Source organism: Flagellimonas algicida (assembly GCF_049629585.1).
Taxonomy (GTDB): Bacteria; Bacteroidota; Bacteroidia; order Flavobacteriales; family Flavobacteriaceae; genus Flagellimonas.
Genome location: NZ_JBMYIX010000002.1, coordinates 156,041 through 173,811, shown reverse-complemented (window position 1 = coordinate 173,811; position 17,771 = coordinate 156,041). Strand labels below are relative to the sequence as shown.

Below are 17,771 nucleotides of genomic sequence, written 5' to 3'. Positions count from 1 at the left end.
ATATAACAAAGCAATACATAAGATTTAATAAAAAAAGCCACCAAAGTTGGTGGCTTTTATTTTTTATTGTTGGGCCATTTCCAGATTAATGGTCAGGTCAACGTCATTGCCAAGGGAAACGGTTTCACCGCCCACACCAAAATCCAATCGGTTGATGGTGCCGGTGAGCTTAAGCCCCGCTTTCAACTTTTGGCTGCGTTGGTCGGTTATAATTCCATTCACCTTTCCATTAAGGGTAACTATTTTGGTTACGCCGTGCATGGTTAGGTCTCCAGTAAGTTTAAAGGTCTTGTCCCCGGTTTTTTCAAAGGTGTTGCTCTTAAAAGTGATGGCGGGATGGGTCTCGGCGCCAAAAAAATCATCGCTTCGCAAATGATTGTCCCGGTTGGTGTTGTCTGTATCGATACTGGTGGTTTTAATATCGACCGTGAATTCAGCATTGTCAAAAGTATCGGAAGCCGAGGCGGTAATGTCAAAATCGCTGAAATGACCTTCCACTTCGGAAATCATAAGGTGGGTAATGGCAAATCCAACCTTGGAATGGGCCCCGTCCGATTTCCATGTGGATTGTGCGGATACCATGGCCCCAGCAAGAAGGGCGAGAATGAATACAGTTTTTTTCATGATGGTTACTTTTAGATTATTAGTGAAGTTTCCTTTTTTGGGTTGATACCTACTAATTTGATCAATCAAGGCGGATATGTTGAACTATTTTCCGTGAACGGTAGAAGTGGATATGTCATCAACAGGATTTATGAAAATTTTAACTAAACTGTCGTTCAAGGGGTAAATTTTGTTGTTGGCAAAACATTTTTCCTTTAAAGGGGGATTATACCTAGTTTTGACATTCACTTAATGGTAACGTGTTGATTTCAAGGAAAGAGCTTATTTTTCAAATTGTGCTGCACCTGATCGTGCTACTGTTTTTCTCGTTTAACAAACATGAGGGCGGTATTGATATTGATCGGGCCATCTTTCTGTTGTTCTACAGTGCGGCCACGGTCATCATCACCTATTATTTAATGCCCAAATACCTCTATAAAAAGAAGTATTGGCAATTCTTCATTGCCTTTGGCCTTGTGGTCACCGCGGTGATCTTGTTGGAGGAATTGGTGCTGGAACCTTTAATGTTTCCCAATACCAAAAGGGGAAACTCTTTCCCCGGGGTGTATCTATCCTTATTGGGAGTGTTGCCGGTTATGACCATATTGTCCGGTTGTAAATTTGGATGGGATGCCCTTCAAAAACAAGCAGAGATAGACGAGCTGCAAAGCACCATACAGGAAAGCGAGCTTCAATTTTTACGATCGCAGATCAACCCCCATTTTTTGTTCAATAATTTGAACAACCTTTATTCCTATGCATTGCAGAACTCACCCAAGACACCAGAGATCATTTTGGAGATGAGTGGGGTTCTGCGATATATGCTCTATGAGTCCAAAGAGCAGTTTGTTCCCTTGAAAAAGGAGCTGGAACAGTTGGATAATTTCATCAAATTGTACAAGTTGCAGATTGAGGATAGAGGGCAGGTCCGCTTTGAAACAAGCAACATAGGTGCAGGATACAAAATTGCTCCGTTGATTTTGATTGTTTTCATTGAGAATGCGTTCAAGCACAGCCAGTCTGGGCAATCTTCGGACATTGAGATTGATATTTCCGTGAAAATGGACAATTCCGTTCTGGAGTTTTATTGCAAGAACAACTTTGAGGCGGTGCCCAGCCTGGATACGGTCGCAAAGGGTATCGGGCTCCAAAATGTGCAAAAGCGTTTGCAGTTGCTCTATCCCAACAAACATAAGTTGGAAATAAAGGACGAGAATAAAAGTTATGATGTATACTTGAGGCTGGAACTCGAAAAAGTATAAAGTATAGGGTATGAGGTGCATTATTGTTGAAGACCAACCGCCGGCGCAGCGTATTCTTGAAAAGTTCATCAAGGACGTAAGTTCCCTTGAACTGGTGGGAGTATTTTCTGATGGACTGCAGGCCTTGGAGTTTCTAAAATCCGAACCAGTGGATTTGATGTTCTTGGACATCCATTTGCCCAAAATCAATGGGATTGACTTTTTAAAGAGCATCCAAGATCCACCCAACGTGATACTGACCACGGCTTTCTCGGAATATGCCTTGGAAGGATATGATTTGAACGTTGTGGATTATTTGTTGAAACCGTTTTCCTTTCAACGCTTTTTGCAGGCTGTGAACAAACTGGATAACAAAAAGGAACACCCTGACCTGAAAAATAACGGTATCCCCCCCAATCCGATCAACGAGATTTATGTGAAGTCGAGCCATGAGCACATCAAGGTTGCGGTGGACGACATTCTGACCATTTCGTCTGATTCCGATTATACGGAAATCCGTTTGGAACACCGAAAGATATTGTCCAACGAACCGCTGCGGCATTGGGTGACCGTTTTGGGGCCACCCCAGTTTTTTCAGGTGCACAAATCGCATATCATCAACACCAAAAAAATCGATAGGATATCGGGCAACTTGGTGTATTTGACCAATGGGGCGAAAATTCCCATTGGGCGTGCCTACAAGGATAACTTTCTGAACAGTATATTGTAATCAAGAACATCATTACTCTTGAAAATAAAAAGGCCCGGAAATTTCCGGGCCTTTCTTGTTGGATATTTTTTGAACCTTATCCGGTAAAATAAGATAAAATGGCAATCACTATTACGACCAAGAGCACGGAAAGCACCACATCCACAGTGCTGTAGCTTCCTTTGGTGGCGGCCCGGTCCTCTTCAGACAAGGTGCCAAAGGAAAGTCCCTTGATCAATGCGTAATTTGGAGGAGCCGTGGCCAAAGTGACGGCAATACACAGAGCTACCGAAAAAATGAACATGAAAATGGCCATATGGGCAAAATTCACGGTGGCAAATTGAAATAGGAATCCGGGTACTTCTTCACCCGAGGTGATTTGGGGCTGATAATAAATTTCCGAGCCCAAACGGAGTACCAAAAGCACCAGACCCGCCAAAAGTGTGGTGATGGCCGCTTTTGAATTGACCCGTTTCCAGATGATTCCCAATAGGAACACAGTGGTCACTGGGGGGGCAATATAGGATTGTACGTTCTGAAGGTATTGGTACATGACCCCACCCCCGATTTTGTCCATGATGGGAATCCAAACAATACCAAGCACCACAATGATTCCCGTGGCAATTTTACCAATGGTGAGCAATTCCCGTTCAGATTTTTCGGGACGAAGTTTTTTATAGATATCGATGGTGAAAATGGTGGAACAGGAGTTGAACACAGAGGCCAGGGAACTCATCAATGCGGCCATAAGTCCACCAGCCACCAAGCCTTTCAATCCAACGGGCAAAAGAGTCTTTACCAGCATGGGGAAGGCCCTGTCGGCACGTTCCACGTTGAATACTTCAGGGTTTTGAATGGTCAGGGCAAAGGCGATGATGCCGGGAATCAAGAAAATCAGGATGGGCATCAGTTTTAGATAAGCCCCAAAAATGGCTCCACGTCTACCTATTTTAATGTTGTTGGCAGCAAGGGTTCGCTGTACAATATATTGGTCGGTACACCAATACCAGATTCCCACAATGGTTCCCCCGATCAACAGACCGGTCCACGGAAAATCTGGATCGCTCATGGGACGCCACATGTTAAAGTGGTCCGGACTAACGGAGGTCACGGTTTCCCGTAGCTGTCCCCAGCCTCCAACTTCCTGAAGCCCCAAATAGGTGATGATCAAGGAACCTAAGATCAAGATAACGGTTTGTAGGGTTTCCGTGTAGATCACCGCTTTCATTCCACCCACCACGGTATAAATCCCAGTAAAGACAACAACTCCTATGGCCCCATACCAAAACGGAATCCCAAGCAGTTCGGAAACTACAATCCCCCCTGCATAAATGGTCACGGAAACCTTGGTGAGCACGTAGGCCACCAATGAAAATATGGATAGGAACCATCGTGACCGGCTATCAAAACGTTTTTCCAGGAACTCGGGCATGGTAAATGCCCCGCTTCGTATGTAGAACGGGAGGAACAACCATCCCAGCAGTAGAACGATCCAGGCATGAAGCTCATAATGGGCCATGGGTGTGCCCGATTCAAATCCGGTTCCTGCCAAGCCGACTACGTGTTCCGAGCCAATGTTCGATGCAAAAATTGAGGCGCCGATAACGAACCACCCCACATTTCTACCTGCCAAAAAATAGTCCTCGGTGTTTTTATTCTTCTGGGCCACTACCCAAACGGCCACTCCGATCAGGGCCAAGAAGTAAATGCCCAGAACGATCCAGTCCGGCTTTTCTAAAACTGATTCCATAATTAAATTGGTTTGTTTGCTTAGTTAGTTATATGTATTGATTGATTATGTTCTCAAACAATTCCTGTTTTCCACTACGCTTTTTGATCTCAGGGTTTTTGGAAGCGTGTGCATGTAGGTCTAACAAGGAAAGCGTACCGTCTTCAAAGGCTTTTCCGGTGCCGGAATCAAACGAGCTGTATCGGTCCCTCCTCATGCTAATATAATTGGAATTTTCCAATATAGTGTTGGCGGCCAATAAGGCCCTAGCAAAAGCGTCCATTCCGCCTATGTGGGCATGGAAGATGTCCTCCAAGTCGGTCGAGTTTCTCCGAATCTTGGCGTCAAAATTGATTCCACCACCCTGAAAGCCACCGGCTTGCAAGATGACCAGCATGGCTTGGGCCAGCTCATATGCATCTACGGGGAATTGGTCGGTATCCCATCCGTTTTGATAGTCGCCCCGGTTGGCATCGATGCTGCCCAGCATCCCATTGTCTGCTGCAACCTGGAGTTCATGTTCAAAAGTGTGCAGGGCCAAGGTGGCATGATTGACTTCGATATTGAGTTTGAAATCGTCCAAAAGATCATACTTGGTCAGAAAACCGATGACCGTGGCCGCATCAAAATCATACTGGTGTTTGGAAGGTTCCATGGGCTTTGGTTCAATAAAGAACGTTCCCTTGAACCCTTGTTTTCGGGCATAGTCCTTGGCCATGTGCAGGAACCGGGCCATGTGGTCCTGTTCGCGGCCCATATCGGTATTCAATAGGGACATATACCCTTCGCGACCTCCCCAGAACACATAGTTTTCTCCATTCAGTTTGATAGTGGCATCCAAGGCGTTTTTCACTTGTGCTCCGGCATGGGCCACAACATCAAAGTCGGGATTGGTGGCCGCTCCGTTCATGTATTTGGGATTGCTAAAGCAATTTGCGGTTCCCCACAATAGCTTTACCCCAGAAGCCTTCATTTTTTCTTGGGCGTAATCGGTAATGATTTCCAGTCGTTTTTCAGACTCGGCCAACGAATTCCCTTCGGCAATCAGGTCAAAATCGTGGAAACAATAGTAGGGAGCCCCAATTTTGGTGATGAATTCAAAAGCGGCATCCATTTTGTCCTTGGCCTGTTGAATGGGGTCCGTACTGGCCAACCAAGGAAATTCTTGGGTAGGCGCCCCGAAAGGATCGGCCCCTACACCGGTGAAGGTATGCCAATAGGCAATGGCAAACTTAAAATGTTCCTTCATGGTCTTGTTGCCCACCATCCTGTTCTCATCATAATATTTAAAGGCCATGGGATTATGGGATTCCTTTCCTTCAAACTGTATTTTTCCGATTCCTTTGAAAAATTCCTTATCTCCTTTTGTGATCATAGTTTTCTATTGTTCAATGTTCTAGGTATGTTTTTAGTTCTTTTTTCCAGTTGTGATAGGCTTCTTGATAGTTTTCAGTGTTAGCGTCGGGTTCATAGGTCAACTGAACGGCATCCGTGGCCGTAGCTTCGGCGATACTGTCAAAATCCCCGTGGGCATAGGCTGCTGCCCTGGCCGCCCCAACGGCCCCAGTGGTCTCTACAATATCTATGCGACTACTGGTCAGTGAGGCAATGGTCTTGGAAAATATGCTCGCCCTGAAGAGATTGTCATTACCTGCTTTGATCGAGGTGATGTCCACCCCATCGTTTTGTAGGATTTCCATGCCGTACACAAAGGAGAACGCAATGCCCTCCAAGGCGGCCCTAAACATATGGGGTGCTTTGTGTAGGTTAAACCGAAGGTTCAGGATTCGCGAACCTTTCCCAAAATTGTTCAGCATACGTTCGGTGCCGTTCCCAAAGGGAAGAATGCTCAACCCTTGGGCACCAATGGGGATGGATTCCGCCATTTGGTTCATTTGGTGATAGGAAAGACCTTGGGTGAGCTCGTTCCTGATCCAACTGTATTGGATTCCTGTACCGTTGATGCAAAGCAATTTTCCGATCCTTGGGTCTTTGGATGTGTGGTTAACGTGGGCGAAGCTATTGATCCGTGTGTGTTCTTGGGTGGTTTCTTTATCGGATAGGGCATAAACTACTCCTGAAGTACCTCCGGTGGCGGCTATCTGTCCGGGTTCCATGACATTCAAGGAGAGGGCGTTGTTGGGTTGGTCCCCTGATCGGTAAAGAATGGGGATGCCCTCGGGAAGTCCGGATTCCAAAGCACCTTGCTTGCTCACAAAACCCTGTTCCGAAAAAGTGGGACGTATTTCAGAAACCAAGGAAGGGTCAATACCAGCTTCCTCCAATAGCCATGTGGCCACTTCATTGGTTTTGAAATCCCATAAAATTCCTTCGGAAAGCCCAGATGGTGTGGTAACACAGGAGCCGGATAATTTTAGGGCAATATAATCACCGGGCAGCATGAACTTGTGGATGTTCCTAAAAATTTCAGGTTCGTGGTCCTTGACCCATTTTAGTTTGGAAAGCGTGAAATTTCCGGGGGAGTTGAGGAGATGCTCCACACACTTTTCTTTACCGGCCTTGTTGAACAGCTCTTCCCCGGTTTCCACGGCTCTACTATCGCACCAAATTATAGAGGGCCGGATAGGTTTATGGAACTTATCCACCACGACCAAACCGTGCATTTGGTACGATATGCCTATGCCTTTGATGTCTTCTTTGGAAATCCCATTTTTGGAAATCAACTCACGTACCGTAGTACAAAGGTGTTTCCACCAGAGTTCGGGGTCTTGCTCTCCCCAGCCTGGATTTGGGGCCATGATGGGCATTTCCTTTTCGGGCTGCTGTGCAACATCCACCACACTTCCATTCTCTGAATTTACCAAGGCTGCCTTAATGGATGAACTGCCAATATCAAAACCTAACCAATATTTAACCATGTTGTTGTCGAGCGCTTCAAATATTCAATTAAAATAGCATTAAAAATTAAATGTCATCCAAGAATCATGATCAAGAGCAATTTAGGATGGAACAGGAATAATTTTTTGCTAACGATTATTTAAACTAAAAAAGCGGATTGTTTTCCAAAAAAAGTGAGTAATTTGAAACTTTATTTTATTATTTGTAAACATTGTGTCAGCCCAAAACGCCCATAAAAGACGGTCTTCCCTAGTTTTCGTCCTGCACGCCTCCCTAGCGGCCTTTGGCACGTACTTTTGTATGTATGCTTTTCGGAAGCCCTTCACCGTGGCAACGTTCGACGGGCTGGCTTACTTTGGGGTGGATTACAAAATATTGTTGATCATTGCCCAGGTTCTGGGATATGCCCTTTCCAAATTTATTGGCATCAAGGTCATTTCCGAATTGAAACCCAACCGAAGGTTGTTGCTCTTGATTTCCCTGATCTTTTTAGCTGAAATGGCATTGATCGGCTTTGCAACCCTACCGGCTCCCTATAATATCGTTTTTATGTTTTTGAACGGCATTCCCCTAGGAATGGTTTGGGGCATTGTATTTTCTTATGTTGAGGGAAGAAGGTTCACCGATGTGTTGGGCGTGATCTTGTGTGCTAGCTTTATCGTTTCAAGCGGTGTGGTAAAATCCGTTGGGCTTTACGTGATGAATTATTGGGGGGTAAGTGAGCTTTGGATGCCTTCGGTGACCGGGGCGCTTTTTGTTCTTCCATTATTATTGTCCTCCTACTTTTTACAACGGGTGCCCCCGCCCACAGCCTCGGATATGGAGCAGCGTACCGAACGTGTTCCCATGACCAGTGAAGACCGTAAAGCCCTTGTGAAGAAATTCTTTTTTCCACTTTTGTTGGTGGTCATTTTTTATACCTTCTTGACCGCGTTTAGGGATTTCCGAGACAATTTTGCCAGGGAATTGTGGGACAGTATGGGGTATCAAGGAGATATTTCCGTCTTTTCCACATCGGAAATTATCATCGCCATTATTGTGCTCTTGATCATAGGCTCCATTTTTTATGTGAAGGATAACTTTAGGGCATTGTTGACGTATCATTTACTGTTGATATTGGGAACCGTGGTGCTGGGTATTTCCACCCTCATGTTCCAACTGGGTTTGATGAACCCCTTTGTTTGGATGGTCTGTACGGGTTTTGGGCTCTACATCTGTTATGTTCCGTTCAACTGCTTGTTCTTTGATCGTTTCATTGCGGCATTCAAGATAAAGGGCAACTCAGGGTTCTTGATTTATATAGCCGATGCTTTTGGATATGTGGGCAGTGTTTTGGTGCTCCTCTATAAAAACTTTGGTCAGGCCAACCTTTCATGGCTCAACTTCTTTGTATATGGCACATACGCCGTGGCCATTATCGGTATTTGTATATCAGTGGTGCTTTTTGTCCATTTTGGGGCAAGGCATAAATCAGAAAAATTGAACCAGAAATTGGATTATGGACAATAAATATGATGTAGTTGTTGTAGGAGGTGGTATTTTGGGTACGTTTCATGCCTATCATGCCATGGAATTGGGGATGAAGGTCTGTTTGGTTGAAAAGGACAATTATCCCAAGGGCGCCACCACCCAAAACTTTGGACAGGTAGTTCCATCCGGGATGAACACCAAATGGCAAAAGTACGGGCGGGAAAGCCTTCGGATCTATAAAGAGATCCAATCCCAGTTCGATATCAGCATTCGCCAAAATGGAACAGTGTACTTGGCATCCAATGAAGAAGAGGAGCAATTGTTGGTAGAGCTCCGGGCCATCAATAACAATAACGAGTATGGTTCCAAGATGCTCACCAAGAGTGAATGCTTGGAGCGGTATCCCGGCCTACGTAGGGATTATGTAAAGGCTGGACTTTTTTTTCCTGATGAGGTGACCGTTGAGCCTAGGACCATGATCCATAGGCTACAGGAATATCTAGTGGCCCAAAAAGGATTGGAGATCAAGACAGGATTTTTGGTTTCTTCCTGCGAGAGAACGGGGAGCGGGATAGAAGTACAGAGCTCGATGGGTGAAAGTATCTTTGGTAGAAAGGTGATCATTTGCAACGGCAGCGATTTTAAAAATCTTTACCCGGAACTGTTTGCCCAAAGTGACTTGGAAGTTTCCAAGCTTCAGATGATGCAGACCAAACCCCAGGAAAATTATACGTTGAAAGGGTCCATTTTAACCGGATGGTCCATCAGAAGATATGAGGCATTTTACGAATGCCCATCCTATCACGAAATTAAAGCCAAGGAACTACCGGATACCCCGCAGAAAAACTGGGGGGTGCACATTTTGTTCAAACAGGCCTTGGACGGTTCGGTGATCTTGGGAGATTCACATCAATACGCCGATGCGGCCAATATGGATGATTTAGGGTATGATCTTGACATGGATATTGATAACTTTATGGTGGAGGAAGCCAAAAAAATCATTCAATTGCCCAACTACGAAATTCAGCGTAGGTGGTACGGAATGTATTCCCAATGTAAGACCAGTGACATCTTCAAAAAGACCATTGACGAGGATATCCACATTGTTACCGGTATCGGAGGGAAGGGAATGACGGGGAGTGCCGGTTTTTCAAAAAAGAATATTGCCAAAATTTTAAATCGATAAAAATCGCTTATGAAAGATATGAAACTTGTTGTGTTTGATATGGCCGGAACTACGGTGAACGAGGACAATGTAGTCTACAAAACTGTACAAAAGGCGCTGAACAATGCCGGGGTGGATGTTACCTTGGACCAAGTGTTGGAACATGGGGCAGGGAAAGAGAAATATCAAGCCATTCTGGATATCGTTGAGCAAGTAAATGCAACCGTGGATGCCAAGGAAGTGCATAACCGTTTCAAGGAAATGCTCAAACAGGCTTATGCCGAGCTGGAGGTGACCACTTATGAAGGGGTGGAACAGCTTTTTGAAACCTTGCGGTCCCATGGGATCAAAGTGGTGTTGAACACCGGGTACGACTCCAATACCGCACAATCATTGTTGCAAAAATTGGGTTGGATGCCAGGAAATCAAATAGATGCACTGATCACGGCCGATGATGTGGAAGTGGGAAGGCCTTCTTCCGAAATGATCGATAAGGCCATGGCCCTATTCAATATTACCGATCCAGAGCAAGTGCTCAAAGCTGGTGATTCTGAAATAGATATTGAGGAAGGTAAAAATGCCAACTGCGGGATTACTGTTGGGGTCCTTACCGGGGCACAGACCCGGGAACAACTGGAGAAAGCCGAGCCAACCTACATCTTGGAGTCATTAAGTGATTTGAAAGAAATCCTGTTCAAGGATTAGATAAAGAAATAGACCACCAACATCTTTGAAGGAACTTTGCCCCTGTTGATGGGAACATGGGGAATCCTTCCATCGAAAAAGATGGAATCCCCTTCCTTCAAAAGTACTTCCTGGTCTCCAATGACGTAAGCACACTCACCGGTAAGAATGTATTTGAACTCAAAGGCATCGGTGATTACTTTTTCCCGTTCAGAGTTGGGTTGTACCTCTAGGAGCACACTTTCAAAACCAACGGAATTCAATTGTTTGCCAAAGATGTAATTGTAGGTAAATCCAATGGCTTCGTCCTCTTTTTCAATGATGGTCTGTTCTTCTTTCCGCGACACCAAAAAGTTGTGCCCGTTGACCTTGGGCATACCATCGAAGAAATCGATCATCTCGGTTTCCAAAGCCCCTACAATTTTTAAAAATACAGGCAAGGAAGGGATGGTCCTTCCATTTTCTATACGTGAAATCAACCCAGCGGTCACTCCCGCCTGGATCGCAACGTCACTAATGGTCTTTTTGTTGCCTCTCCGTATTTCCTTGATGCGTTTGCCAATGCCTATGAGATAATCATCCATCATAACTTAACCTTGTGTGTTTTAGTATTTATAATATTTTGGAAAAAGGAACAAATCAAACTATGTTTCTTAACCTATTGTTAAACAGTGATATATTAAGGTGTTCACACAGCGCAAGATACCACAAAAATTGAATATTTGTAAATAATGTTTAGCTAACATTATGCCGATTCTTTTAACCTTTCCATATCTTTTTTTTAATCTGTTCAACTGCGTGCCTTAACGCTGGTGTTGGATATTTGTTGATAAATAATTAACCAAATTTTACAAATATTCAACAAATGAAAAAAGCATTCGTAGCGTTTATACTTGCCTTTACCGTAAGTATTGTCGGCTATTCCCAAACCACATTTTCAGGTACGGTTGTGGATGAAAACAGTGTACCGTTGCCTGGGGCATCGGTTGTTGTGAAAGGTAGCACCGTAGGGGTGGCTGCAGATTTTGATGGAAACTTTGAAATTGGAATTCCCCAGGAAGGTGGAATTTTGGTAGTTTCCTATATAGGGTATATAGCCCAAGAATTTGATCCTTCGGGAAAAACAACGGCAACCATTATGCTGCAACCCGATTCGCAGCAATTGGACGAAGTAGTGGTTACGGCTTTGGGTATTAAAAGGGAGACCAAGAAATTGGCCTATGCCGTTCAAAAAGTTTCTGGTGAAGAGATTTCCGAGGCTAAGGAAACCAACGTGGTCAACTCGCTTGCCGGTAAAATGGCAGGGGTTCAGGTCACTGGAGGGAATTCTGGTGTGGGATCTTCCTCGCAGATCATCATCCGTGGCGAGAATTCATTGAATCCTAGTCCCAATGCCAACTCTCCTTTATTTGTGGTGGATGGTATTCCTATCAATAATAATGTGAGCAGCCGTAGTTCCGAAGGTAACATGGAAGTGGATTACGGTAATGGCGCCATGGACATCAACCCAGATGATGTGGAGACCATGACCGTATTGAAAGGTCCCAATGCAACTGCACTTTATGGTTCCAGGGGTGCCAATGGGGTTGTCCTCATTACCACAAAATCAGGAAGAGGTACAAGAGGTATCGGTGTTTCATATACCAATAACACCACTTTTGAGGACTTGTTGACCTTGCCTAAATATCAAAATAGATACGGACAGGGGTCTGGTGGACAATTTGCCTTTAATGATGGAGGTCAGAACCGTTCCTTGACCGGAGGGGTCAATGATCATGTGGATGAAAGCTGGGGTCCTGCCTTGGACGGACAACTGATTCCACAGCATGACAGCCCTACCAGTAGTGGATTGCGTGCCGGGGATGTGCATGTACGACCTAGAAACCCTGATGGTACTTTCGCGGATGAAATCATTGCGACTCCTTTTTCACCGCATTCAAGCAATATTGATGATTTCTTCAGGACTGGCTTTACCATGAGCAACAACATTGCATTGACCGGGGGTAATGAAGATGGAAATTTCAGGGTGTCTTTCACTGATTTGCAGAGCGAGAGCGTTATTCCAAACTCCAACTTTAAAAGACGTTCCTACCAAGTGAACGGAACCTATAACCTGACTGATTGGTTAAAGGTAACTGGGTCCATGAACTATATCAATTCCAATTCAAGGAACCGTCCCAACAACTCGTATGGAACAGAAAACGTAATGTACCTATGGATCTGGTTCGGTCGTCATATAGACATGAACGGGCTAAGGGATTATTGGCAGCCCGGTTTGGAAAATGTACAACAGTACAACTACAACTATAACTACCATGACAACCCGTTCTTTACGGTTTTTGAAAACACAAACGCCTTTAACAAGGACCGTGTGATCACCAACTTGCGGGCCGATTTGAAATTGACCAAGGATTTGAGCTTTATGTTGCGCTCCGGGTTTGATTATTCCAATGAACTGGACATGCGTAAAAGGGCTTTTTCAACCCAGCGATTCCCAAATGGTCAGTATCGTGAGGACTACATTTATGCCTACGAGCAGAACACGGATTTCCTATTGGCCTATAACAAGGAGTTGAACGAGGATTTTGACTTTGGGATCTCCATGGGGGCCAACCATCGTTCGGCAAAGAATAGATATCAGCGTATCAGTGCCAACTCATTGTCCATTCCCGGCATCTACAATTTTGGTAATGCCGCCGAGCCTTTGACGCAGAGTGATTACGACAGCAAGTTTACGGTGAACAGTCTCTATGCCTTTTCAAACGTTTCCTATAAGGACTATGCCTTCTTGGATGTGACGGCCCGTAACGACTGGTCGTCCACTTTGCCTGATGGAAACAATAGCTATTTCTACCCTTCGGTTGGATTGAGTTTCATCCTTTCCGATATGTTTGAAATGCCAAGGGCCATCAGTTTTGCCAAAATCCGAGGAGGATGGGCCAGCGTGGGTAACGATACCGATCCTTACAACTTGGCTGCTACCTATGGTTTTGGAAACACCTTTAATGGATTCTCCAGGGCGTATTCGCCTTCAGAATTGAAACTGGCAGACCTAAAACCGGAAAGGACCAACTCGTTTGAAGTGGGTGCCGATCTGCGATTTTTCCAAAGTCGTCTAGGTTTGGATGTTGCAGCTTATATGTCGGTTACGGATAACCAGATTCTTTCCCTTCCAGTTTCCAACACTTCAGGATATGGATCAAGGATAATCAACGCCGGTGAAGTGGAGAATAAAGGTATTGAGGTGACATTGAGTGCAACTCCTGTCAAGACCAATAGCTTTAGTTGGGATACCAACATCAACTTTACCGCCAACCGTGGAGAGGTTAAAGAACTTACTGATGGACTTACCAGCTATTTGGTAAAAGAGAACTATCTGCAAGTGGTGGCCGAAGTGGGTGAGCGAATGGGAGATCTCTACGGAACCGGATTTGAGCAGGTTACCGATAAGAGTAGTCCCTACTATGGACAGTGGATCATCGATGAGAGTTCTGGCTTGCCCATCCGAAGCAATGAACTACGCAATCTTGGAAACTACAATCCAGATTTTATGGTAGGTTTCCAAAACAGCTTCCAGTACAAAAACTTCAGGTTCGGATTCCTTTTCGATTGGAGACAAGGTGGTGTGTACCACTCAAGGACCGTTGCCATTGGAGGTACAACTGGGATGTTGGATTTTACAGTGCCAGGACGTGAGACTGGTATCGTTGCACAAGGGGTAATTGATAATGGTAATGGAAGCTATACGCCCAATACGCAAAGTGTGGCCGCATCCAACTACTATTCCCATGTGTATAACAGGGGCAATGAGCAAAGCTCAATGTTCGATGCTACCTATGTGAAACTTCGTGAAGTGAAGTTGGGATATACCTTCCCAAGTAAATTGTTGGAAAGAACCCCGATTAGGTCAGCTACCATTTCACTTGTTGGCCGAAACCTTGCTTTGTGGACAGAAAACGACCACGTAGATCCTGAGACCATTTCTTTCTCCGGAGGCAATATTGTGCCCGGTGTAGAAGATATGGCCCTACCCAGTACCAGAAGTTTTGGACTGAACCTTAATGTAGAATTTTAAATAGTCAAGACGAAAAAAAGATGAAGACATCAAACATCATAGCGTCAATATTTCTAGCGGGAACCCTAATGGTGTCCTGTACCGAAAACTTTGAAGAAATCAATATGAACCCCAATGCCCCGGAGCAGGTAAGTGCCAACTTGCTGGTATCCACCGTGACCTCGGAAATTACCAGAACACTTACACAAGAGGGCTACAGCGATGGAAACACCATTACCCAATTGATGGCCAAGAACAACTTTCCTGGGTTTAGCCAATTTGATTGGGGAGATCAAGGTATGTGGAATTTCTTCTACAATTACTTGCCGGAAATCAATGATATTTTGGAAATATCCAGGGCAGAAGGTACCCAAAATGCAACCTATGAAGGGATAGCCCTTACCATGAGGGCCCTTAGTTTTGCCAACCTGACCGACTTGTACGGACATGTTCCTTACTCTGAAGCGATGTCTGGTAAGTCAGATGGAATATTTACTCCGGTATATGATGATCAAGAAACCGTTTATAATGGGGTATTGCAAGATTTGGCCGATGCAGATGCAGCACTGGCAAAAGGAGAGGCAATTGCAGGTTCTTCAGGAGATGTGATCTTCAATGGGGATGCCACCAAATGGAGAAAGTTGGCAAACTCATTGAGACTTCGCTATTTAATGCGGATTTCAAAACGGAGGGACGTTTCCGCCGAAATGCAGTCCATTGTCAATGCAGGAAACTATATCGATTCCAATGCCGACAATGCCGTATTGGTGTACAGTGGAACCTCCAACACAGATTCTTGGCCGCAGAGTACTGGCCGTATTGGTGGATTTGACGAGAAAAGCTTGTGTACCACCTTGTTGGATTATTTTGAACGCTTTAATGATCCACGTTTGGATATTTGGTTCGATAGAAACAGTGATGGTGATTGGGTAGGTATTCCAATTGGACTGAATCAGGACAATGCCCGTGCCTATGATGATGAGTTTAGTCCAAGCAGGTTGGATGTGGAGTTGTTTTACTTTTCTGCCACTCAAGCCGAAGCTTTCATCATGAAAAACTCGGAAGTACAATTTATTTTGGCAGAAGCTGCCGAAAGAGGAATCATTACTGGAAACGCGGAGAACTATTACAATGAAGGAATTAGGGCGAGCCTTTCCTATTGGGGGGTTGATGATGCCGATATCGAAGCCTATTTGTTGGAATCCGAAGTGCAGTATGATGGTACCTTGGAACTTTTGTTGACCCAAAAGACCATTGCCCTTTGGAATGTGGACTATCAAGGTTGGATGGATTACAGAAGAACGGGAATGCCTGCATTGGAAACAGGTCAAGACGATTTGAACGGAGGAAGATATCCCGTTCGTTTCCTTTATCCTTCATCGGAACAAACCCTGAACAAGGCCAATTATGACGGTGCCGTAAGCGCCATGGGCGGAGAAGGAGACAATATAAATACAAAAGGCTGGTGGGAAACCGGAACCCGGTATTAGTAGAAGAATTCATTCATTTCAGCGAGCAAACGGTTGCCTCTTAACGGGGCAGCCTTTGCTATTTAAGACTTATGACCATGATAAAAAAAGCACTTTGTTTGTTTCTGTTGGCCGTCTTGGTTTTTGCCTGTGACAAAACGGATAAAAAAGGATTCACCATAGATCACGTGGTTGTGATTGGAGTGGATGGGATGAGTCCGGATGGTATCAGAAATGCAAATACCCCCATGTTGGACTCCATGGTGCAAAATGGAGCTGCAACCATGCAGGCAAGGTCGGTACTCCCCTCGAGTTCCAGTCCCAACTGGGCCAGTATGATCATGGGTGCCGATACGGAGCAGCATGGGATCACTTCCAACGGATGGGAGAAATTTGACCATCAATTGCCTCCGGTCGTAGCCACCGAGAACGGAACCTTTCCTACCATCTTTACCTTGTTCAAGGACCAACAGCCCGAAGCCCATGTGGGTGCCATTTACGATTGGGACGGTTTTGGACGATTGTTTGAAAAGGACGATGTTGACTTTGAGATCAATGGCGACCACGAAGACGGGACTACCACAGATGCAATAGCCTACATCAAGGAACACACGCCCAAGTTTACGTTTGTGCATCTAGATCACGTGGATCATGCTGGGCATAGTATGGGCCATGGCAGTGCGGAGTACTACACTTCTGTTGCAAAAGCAGATTCCCTGATCATGGAGATTGTAAAGGCGACCAAAGAAGCCGGGATGTTTGAAAAGACCCTTTTCATTGTATCTGCGGATCATGGGGGATTGGGCTATGGACATGGTGGGGAGAGTTTGGCCGAAATGACCATCCCCTTCATCATGTACGGAGCAGGAGTGAAGAAAGGCTATGAAATTGAAGAAACCGTATACCAATACGACAATGCCCCGACTGTGGCCTACGCCATGGGACTGCAAACACCGCAAGCATGGATTGGCAGACCTGTAAAAGGGGCTTTTATAGGAAATAAAAAACCCAAACTGACCTACAAGCGAAAAGAGCAGATTACCCAACCAAAGATTCTCCCTGATGCGGGCCATTATGAGCCTGCCGGAGGAGTTTTTAAAGCCGATTCCGTGGCAGTGGTGATACAAAACCCGAACAATGGTGGGGAAATTCGCTATGTGCTGGGTGGTGAAGTGCCAACGGCGGTCAACAGCTCGGTGTACCAAGACACCTTCTATTTAAAGGAAACGGCTGTGTTGAAAGCTGCTATTTTTCAAAATGGAGCCATGGCAAGCACCATGGCCGAGGCCAATTTTAGGATTGTGCCCAAAACCAAGGAAGACCCCGTAAAGTTTCAGATATTCTATGGGGAAAAAATGGAAAAGCTTCCGGATTTCTCTACCCTAAAACCTGTCAAGGAGGGGTATATTATGGAGTTCTCGCATAAGCAGGCCGTGGGTCCGGATATCCAACAAGATCAGGTGGCCTTGGTGTTGGAAAGCTATTTGGAAATCGAAGAGGAAGGAAAGTATCGCTTCTTTACCAATAGTGATGATGGTAGCAAGCTTTACGTGGATGGAACTTTGGTAGTGGACAATGATGGGGACCATGGCGTTATGGAACGTAGTGGAACCATGGAATTGGCCAAGGGACGTCATGAAGTTCGTGTGGAGTTCTTCAATGGCGGTGGTGGCTACCATTTGGATGTAAAGTATCAAGGGAAAGATGTTCCCAAGCAGATTGTTCCTGCGAATAAATTATACAGAGTCAAGTAATAGATGTTCCTCAACCTTAAAAAATTGGGTTTTT

General features: G+C 45.0%; 13 protein-coding genes. 8 read left to right on the top strand and 5 right to left on the bottom strand.

Features of this window, described 5'->3' with window-relative positions:
• Positions 1-63: 63 nt before the first annotated feature.
• On the bottom strand, positions 64-624 hold the full coding sequence (locus tag ACPD8L_RS09570; RefSeq protein ID WP_423943127.1) for a YceI family protein: 561 nt from the start codon (positions 622-624) through the stop codon (positions 64-66).
• 242 nt (positions 625-866) lie between these two features.
• Between ACPD8L_RS09570 and ACPD8L_RS09565 the strand changes: the two genes are divergently transcribed.
• Positions 867-1,865 carry a sensor histidine kinase gene (locus tag ACPD8L_RS09565; protein ID WP_116217633.1) on the top strand — a complete coding sequence of 333 codons (999 nt, stop codon included), beginning with the start codon at positions 867-869 and terminating at the stop codon, positions 1,863-1,865.
• Positions 1,866-1,875: 10 nt separating this feature from the next.
• Positions 1,876-2,574 carry a LytR/AlgR family response regulator transcription factor gene (locus ACPD8L_RS09560; RefSeq protein WP_423943125.1) on the top strand — a complete coding sequence of 233 codons (699 nt, stop codon included), beginning with the start codon at positions 1,876-1,878 and terminating at the stop codon, positions 2,572-2,574.
• Positions 2,575-2,650: 76 nt separating this feature from the next.
• Here the strand turns inward: ACPD8L_RS09560 and ACPD8L_RS09555 are convergent, their stop codons facing one another.
• Genes ACPD8L_RS09555 through ACPD8L_RS09545 form a run of 3 tightly spaced genes read right to left on the bottom strand, consistent with a single transcriptional unit; the run spans position 2,651 to position 7,161 of the window.
• Positions 2,651-4,303: a sodium:solute symporter gene (locus tag ACPD8L_RS09555; protein WP_293303477.1), complete on the bottom strand. Its 1,653-nt coding sequence runs from the start codon at positions 4,301-4,303 to the stop codon at positions 2,651-2,653.
• 28 nt (positions 4,304-4,331) lie between these two features.
• On the bottom strand, positions 4,332-5,657 hold the full coding sequence (gene xylA / locus ACPD8L_RS09550) for a xylose isomerase (RefSeq protein WP_423943123.1): 1,326 nt from the start codon (positions 5,655-5,657) through the stop codon (positions 4,332-4,334).
• Positions 5,658-5,670: 13 nt separating this feature from the next.
• Complete coding sequence (locus ACPD8L_RS09545) at positions 5,671-7,161, bottom strand: xylulokinase (RefSeq protein WP_423943121.1); 1,491 nt, start codon at positions 7,159-7,161, stop codon at positions 5,671-5,673.
• Positions 7,162-7,441: 280 nt separating this feature from the next.
• On the opposite strand from ACPD8L_RS09545, the gene ACPD8L_RS09540 reads away from it, so the two are divergent.
• From ACPD8L_RS09540 to ACPD8L_RS09530, 3 genes are read left to right on the top strand one after another with little or no spacing between them, the layout of a single operon-like run.
• On the top strand, positions 7,442-8,650 hold the full coding sequence (locus ACPD8L_RS09540; protein WP_423943855.1) for a DUF5690 family protein: 1,209 nt from the start codon (positions 7,442-7,444) through the stop codon (positions 8,648-8,650).
• Positions 8,640-9,797: a TIGR03364 family FAD-dependent oxidoreductase gene (locus tag ACPD8L_RS09535; RefSeq protein ID WP_423943120.1), complete on the top strand. Its 1,158-nt coding sequence runs from the start codon at positions 8,640-8,642 to the stop codon at positions 9,795-9,797. Before ACPD8L_RS09540 ends, ACPD8L_RS09535 begins: the two co-directional genes overlap by 11 nt.
• 9 nt (positions 9,798-9,806) lie before the next feature.
• Positions 9,807-10,481, top strand: a complete 675-nt coding sequence (locus ACPD8L_RS09530) for a phosphonatase-like hydrolase (protein WP_293303473.1) — start codon at positions 9,807-9,809, stop codon at positions 10,479-10,481.
• On the opposite strand, the gene ACPD8L_RS09525 is transcribed toward ACPD8L_RS09530, so the two are convergent.
• Positions 10,478-11,044: a helix-turn-helix domain-containing protein gene (locus ACPD8L_RS09525; protein WP_129655114.1), complete on the bottom strand. Its 567-nt coding sequence runs from the start codon at positions 11,042-11,044 to the stop codon at positions 10,478-10,480. The two genes, ACPD8L_RS09530 and ACPD8L_RS09525, sit on opposite strands and share 4 nt — an antisense overlap.
• A 281-nt stretch (positions 11,045-11,325) precedes the next feature.
• Here ACPD8L_RS09525 and ACPD8L_RS09520 point away from each other — a divergent pair, with 281 nt between their 5' ends.
• The 3 genes from ACPD8L_RS09520 to ACPD8L_RS09510 all read left to right on the top strand — a co-directional run bounded on the left by ACPD8L_RS09520 (position 11,326) and on the right by ACPD8L_RS09510 (position 17,737).
• Positions 11,326-14,535: a SusC/RagA family TonB-linked outer membrane protein gene (locus ACPD8L_RS09520; protein WP_423943119.1), complete on the top strand. Its 3,210-nt coding sequence runs from the start codon at positions 11,326-11,328 to the stop codon at positions 14,533-14,535.
• A 20-nt stretch (positions 14,536-14,555) separates the two neighbouring features.
• A complete protein-coding gene (locus ACPD8L_RS09515) occupies positions 14,556-16,004 on the top strand; it encodes a SusD/RagB family nutrient-binding outer membrane lipoprotein (protein WP_116216905.1) in 1,449 nt (482 codons plus the stop codon).
• A 77-nt stretch (positions 16,005-16,081) separates the two neighbouring features.
• Entirely contained in the window at positions 16,082-17,737 is a 1,656-nt protein-coding gene (locus ACPD8L_RS09510; protein WP_423943116.1) for an alkaline phosphatase family protein, read from the top strand.
• Positions 17,738-17,771: the final 34 nt, after the last annotated feature.

Bases quoted from the DNA above. Each gene is read 5' to 3' on its own strand.
- ACPD8L_RS09510 (WP_423943116.1), top strand. From the start codon at position 16,082: ATGATAAAAAAAGCACTTTGTTTGTTTCTGTTGGCCGTCTTGGTTTTT.
- ACPD8L_RS09530 (WP_293303473.1), top strand. From the start codon at position 9,807: ATGAAAGATATGAAACTTGTTGTGTTTGATATGGCCGGAACTACGGTG.
- xylA (WP_423943123.1), bottom strand. From the start codon at position 5,657: ATGATCACAAAAGGAGATAAGGAATTTTTCAAAGGAATCGGAAAAATA.
- ACPD8L_RS09540 (WP_423943855.1), top strand. From the start codon at position 7,442: ATGTATGCTTTTCGGAAGCCCTTCACCGTGGCAACGTTCGACGGGCTG.
- ACPD8L_RS09555 (WP_293303477.1), bottom strand. From the start codon at position 4,303: ATGGAATCAGTTTTAGAAAAGCCGGACTGGATCGTTCTGGGCATTTAC.
- ACPD8L_RS09525 (WP_129655114.1), bottom strand. From the start codon at position 11,044: ATGGATGATTATCTCATAGGCATTGGCAAACGCATCAAGGAAATACGG.
- ACPD8L_RS09520 (WP_423943119.1), top strand. From the start codon at position 11,326: ATGAAAAAAGCATTCGTAGCGTTTATACTTGCCTTTACCGTAAGTATT.
- ACPD8L_RS09515 (WP_116216905.1), top strand. From the start codon at position 14,556: ATGAAGACATCAAACATCATAGCGTCAATATTTCTAGCGGGAACCCTA.
- ACPD8L_RS09560 (WP_423943125.1), top strand. From the start codon at position 1,876: ATGAGGTGCATTATTGTTGAAGACCAACCGCCGGCGCAGCGTATTCTT.
- ACPD8L_RS09545 (WP_423943121.1), bottom strand. From the start codon at position 7,161: ATGGTTAAATATTGGTTAGGTTTTGATATTGGCAGTTCATCCATTAAG.
- ACPD8L_RS09570 (WP_423943127.1), bottom strand. From the start codon at position 624: ATGAAAAAAACTGTATTCATTCTCGCCCTTCTTGCTGGGGCCATGGTA.
- ACPD8L_RS09535 (WP_423943120.1), top strand. From the start codon at position 8,640: ATGGACAATAAATATGATGTAGTTGTTGTAGGAGGTGGTATTTTGGGT.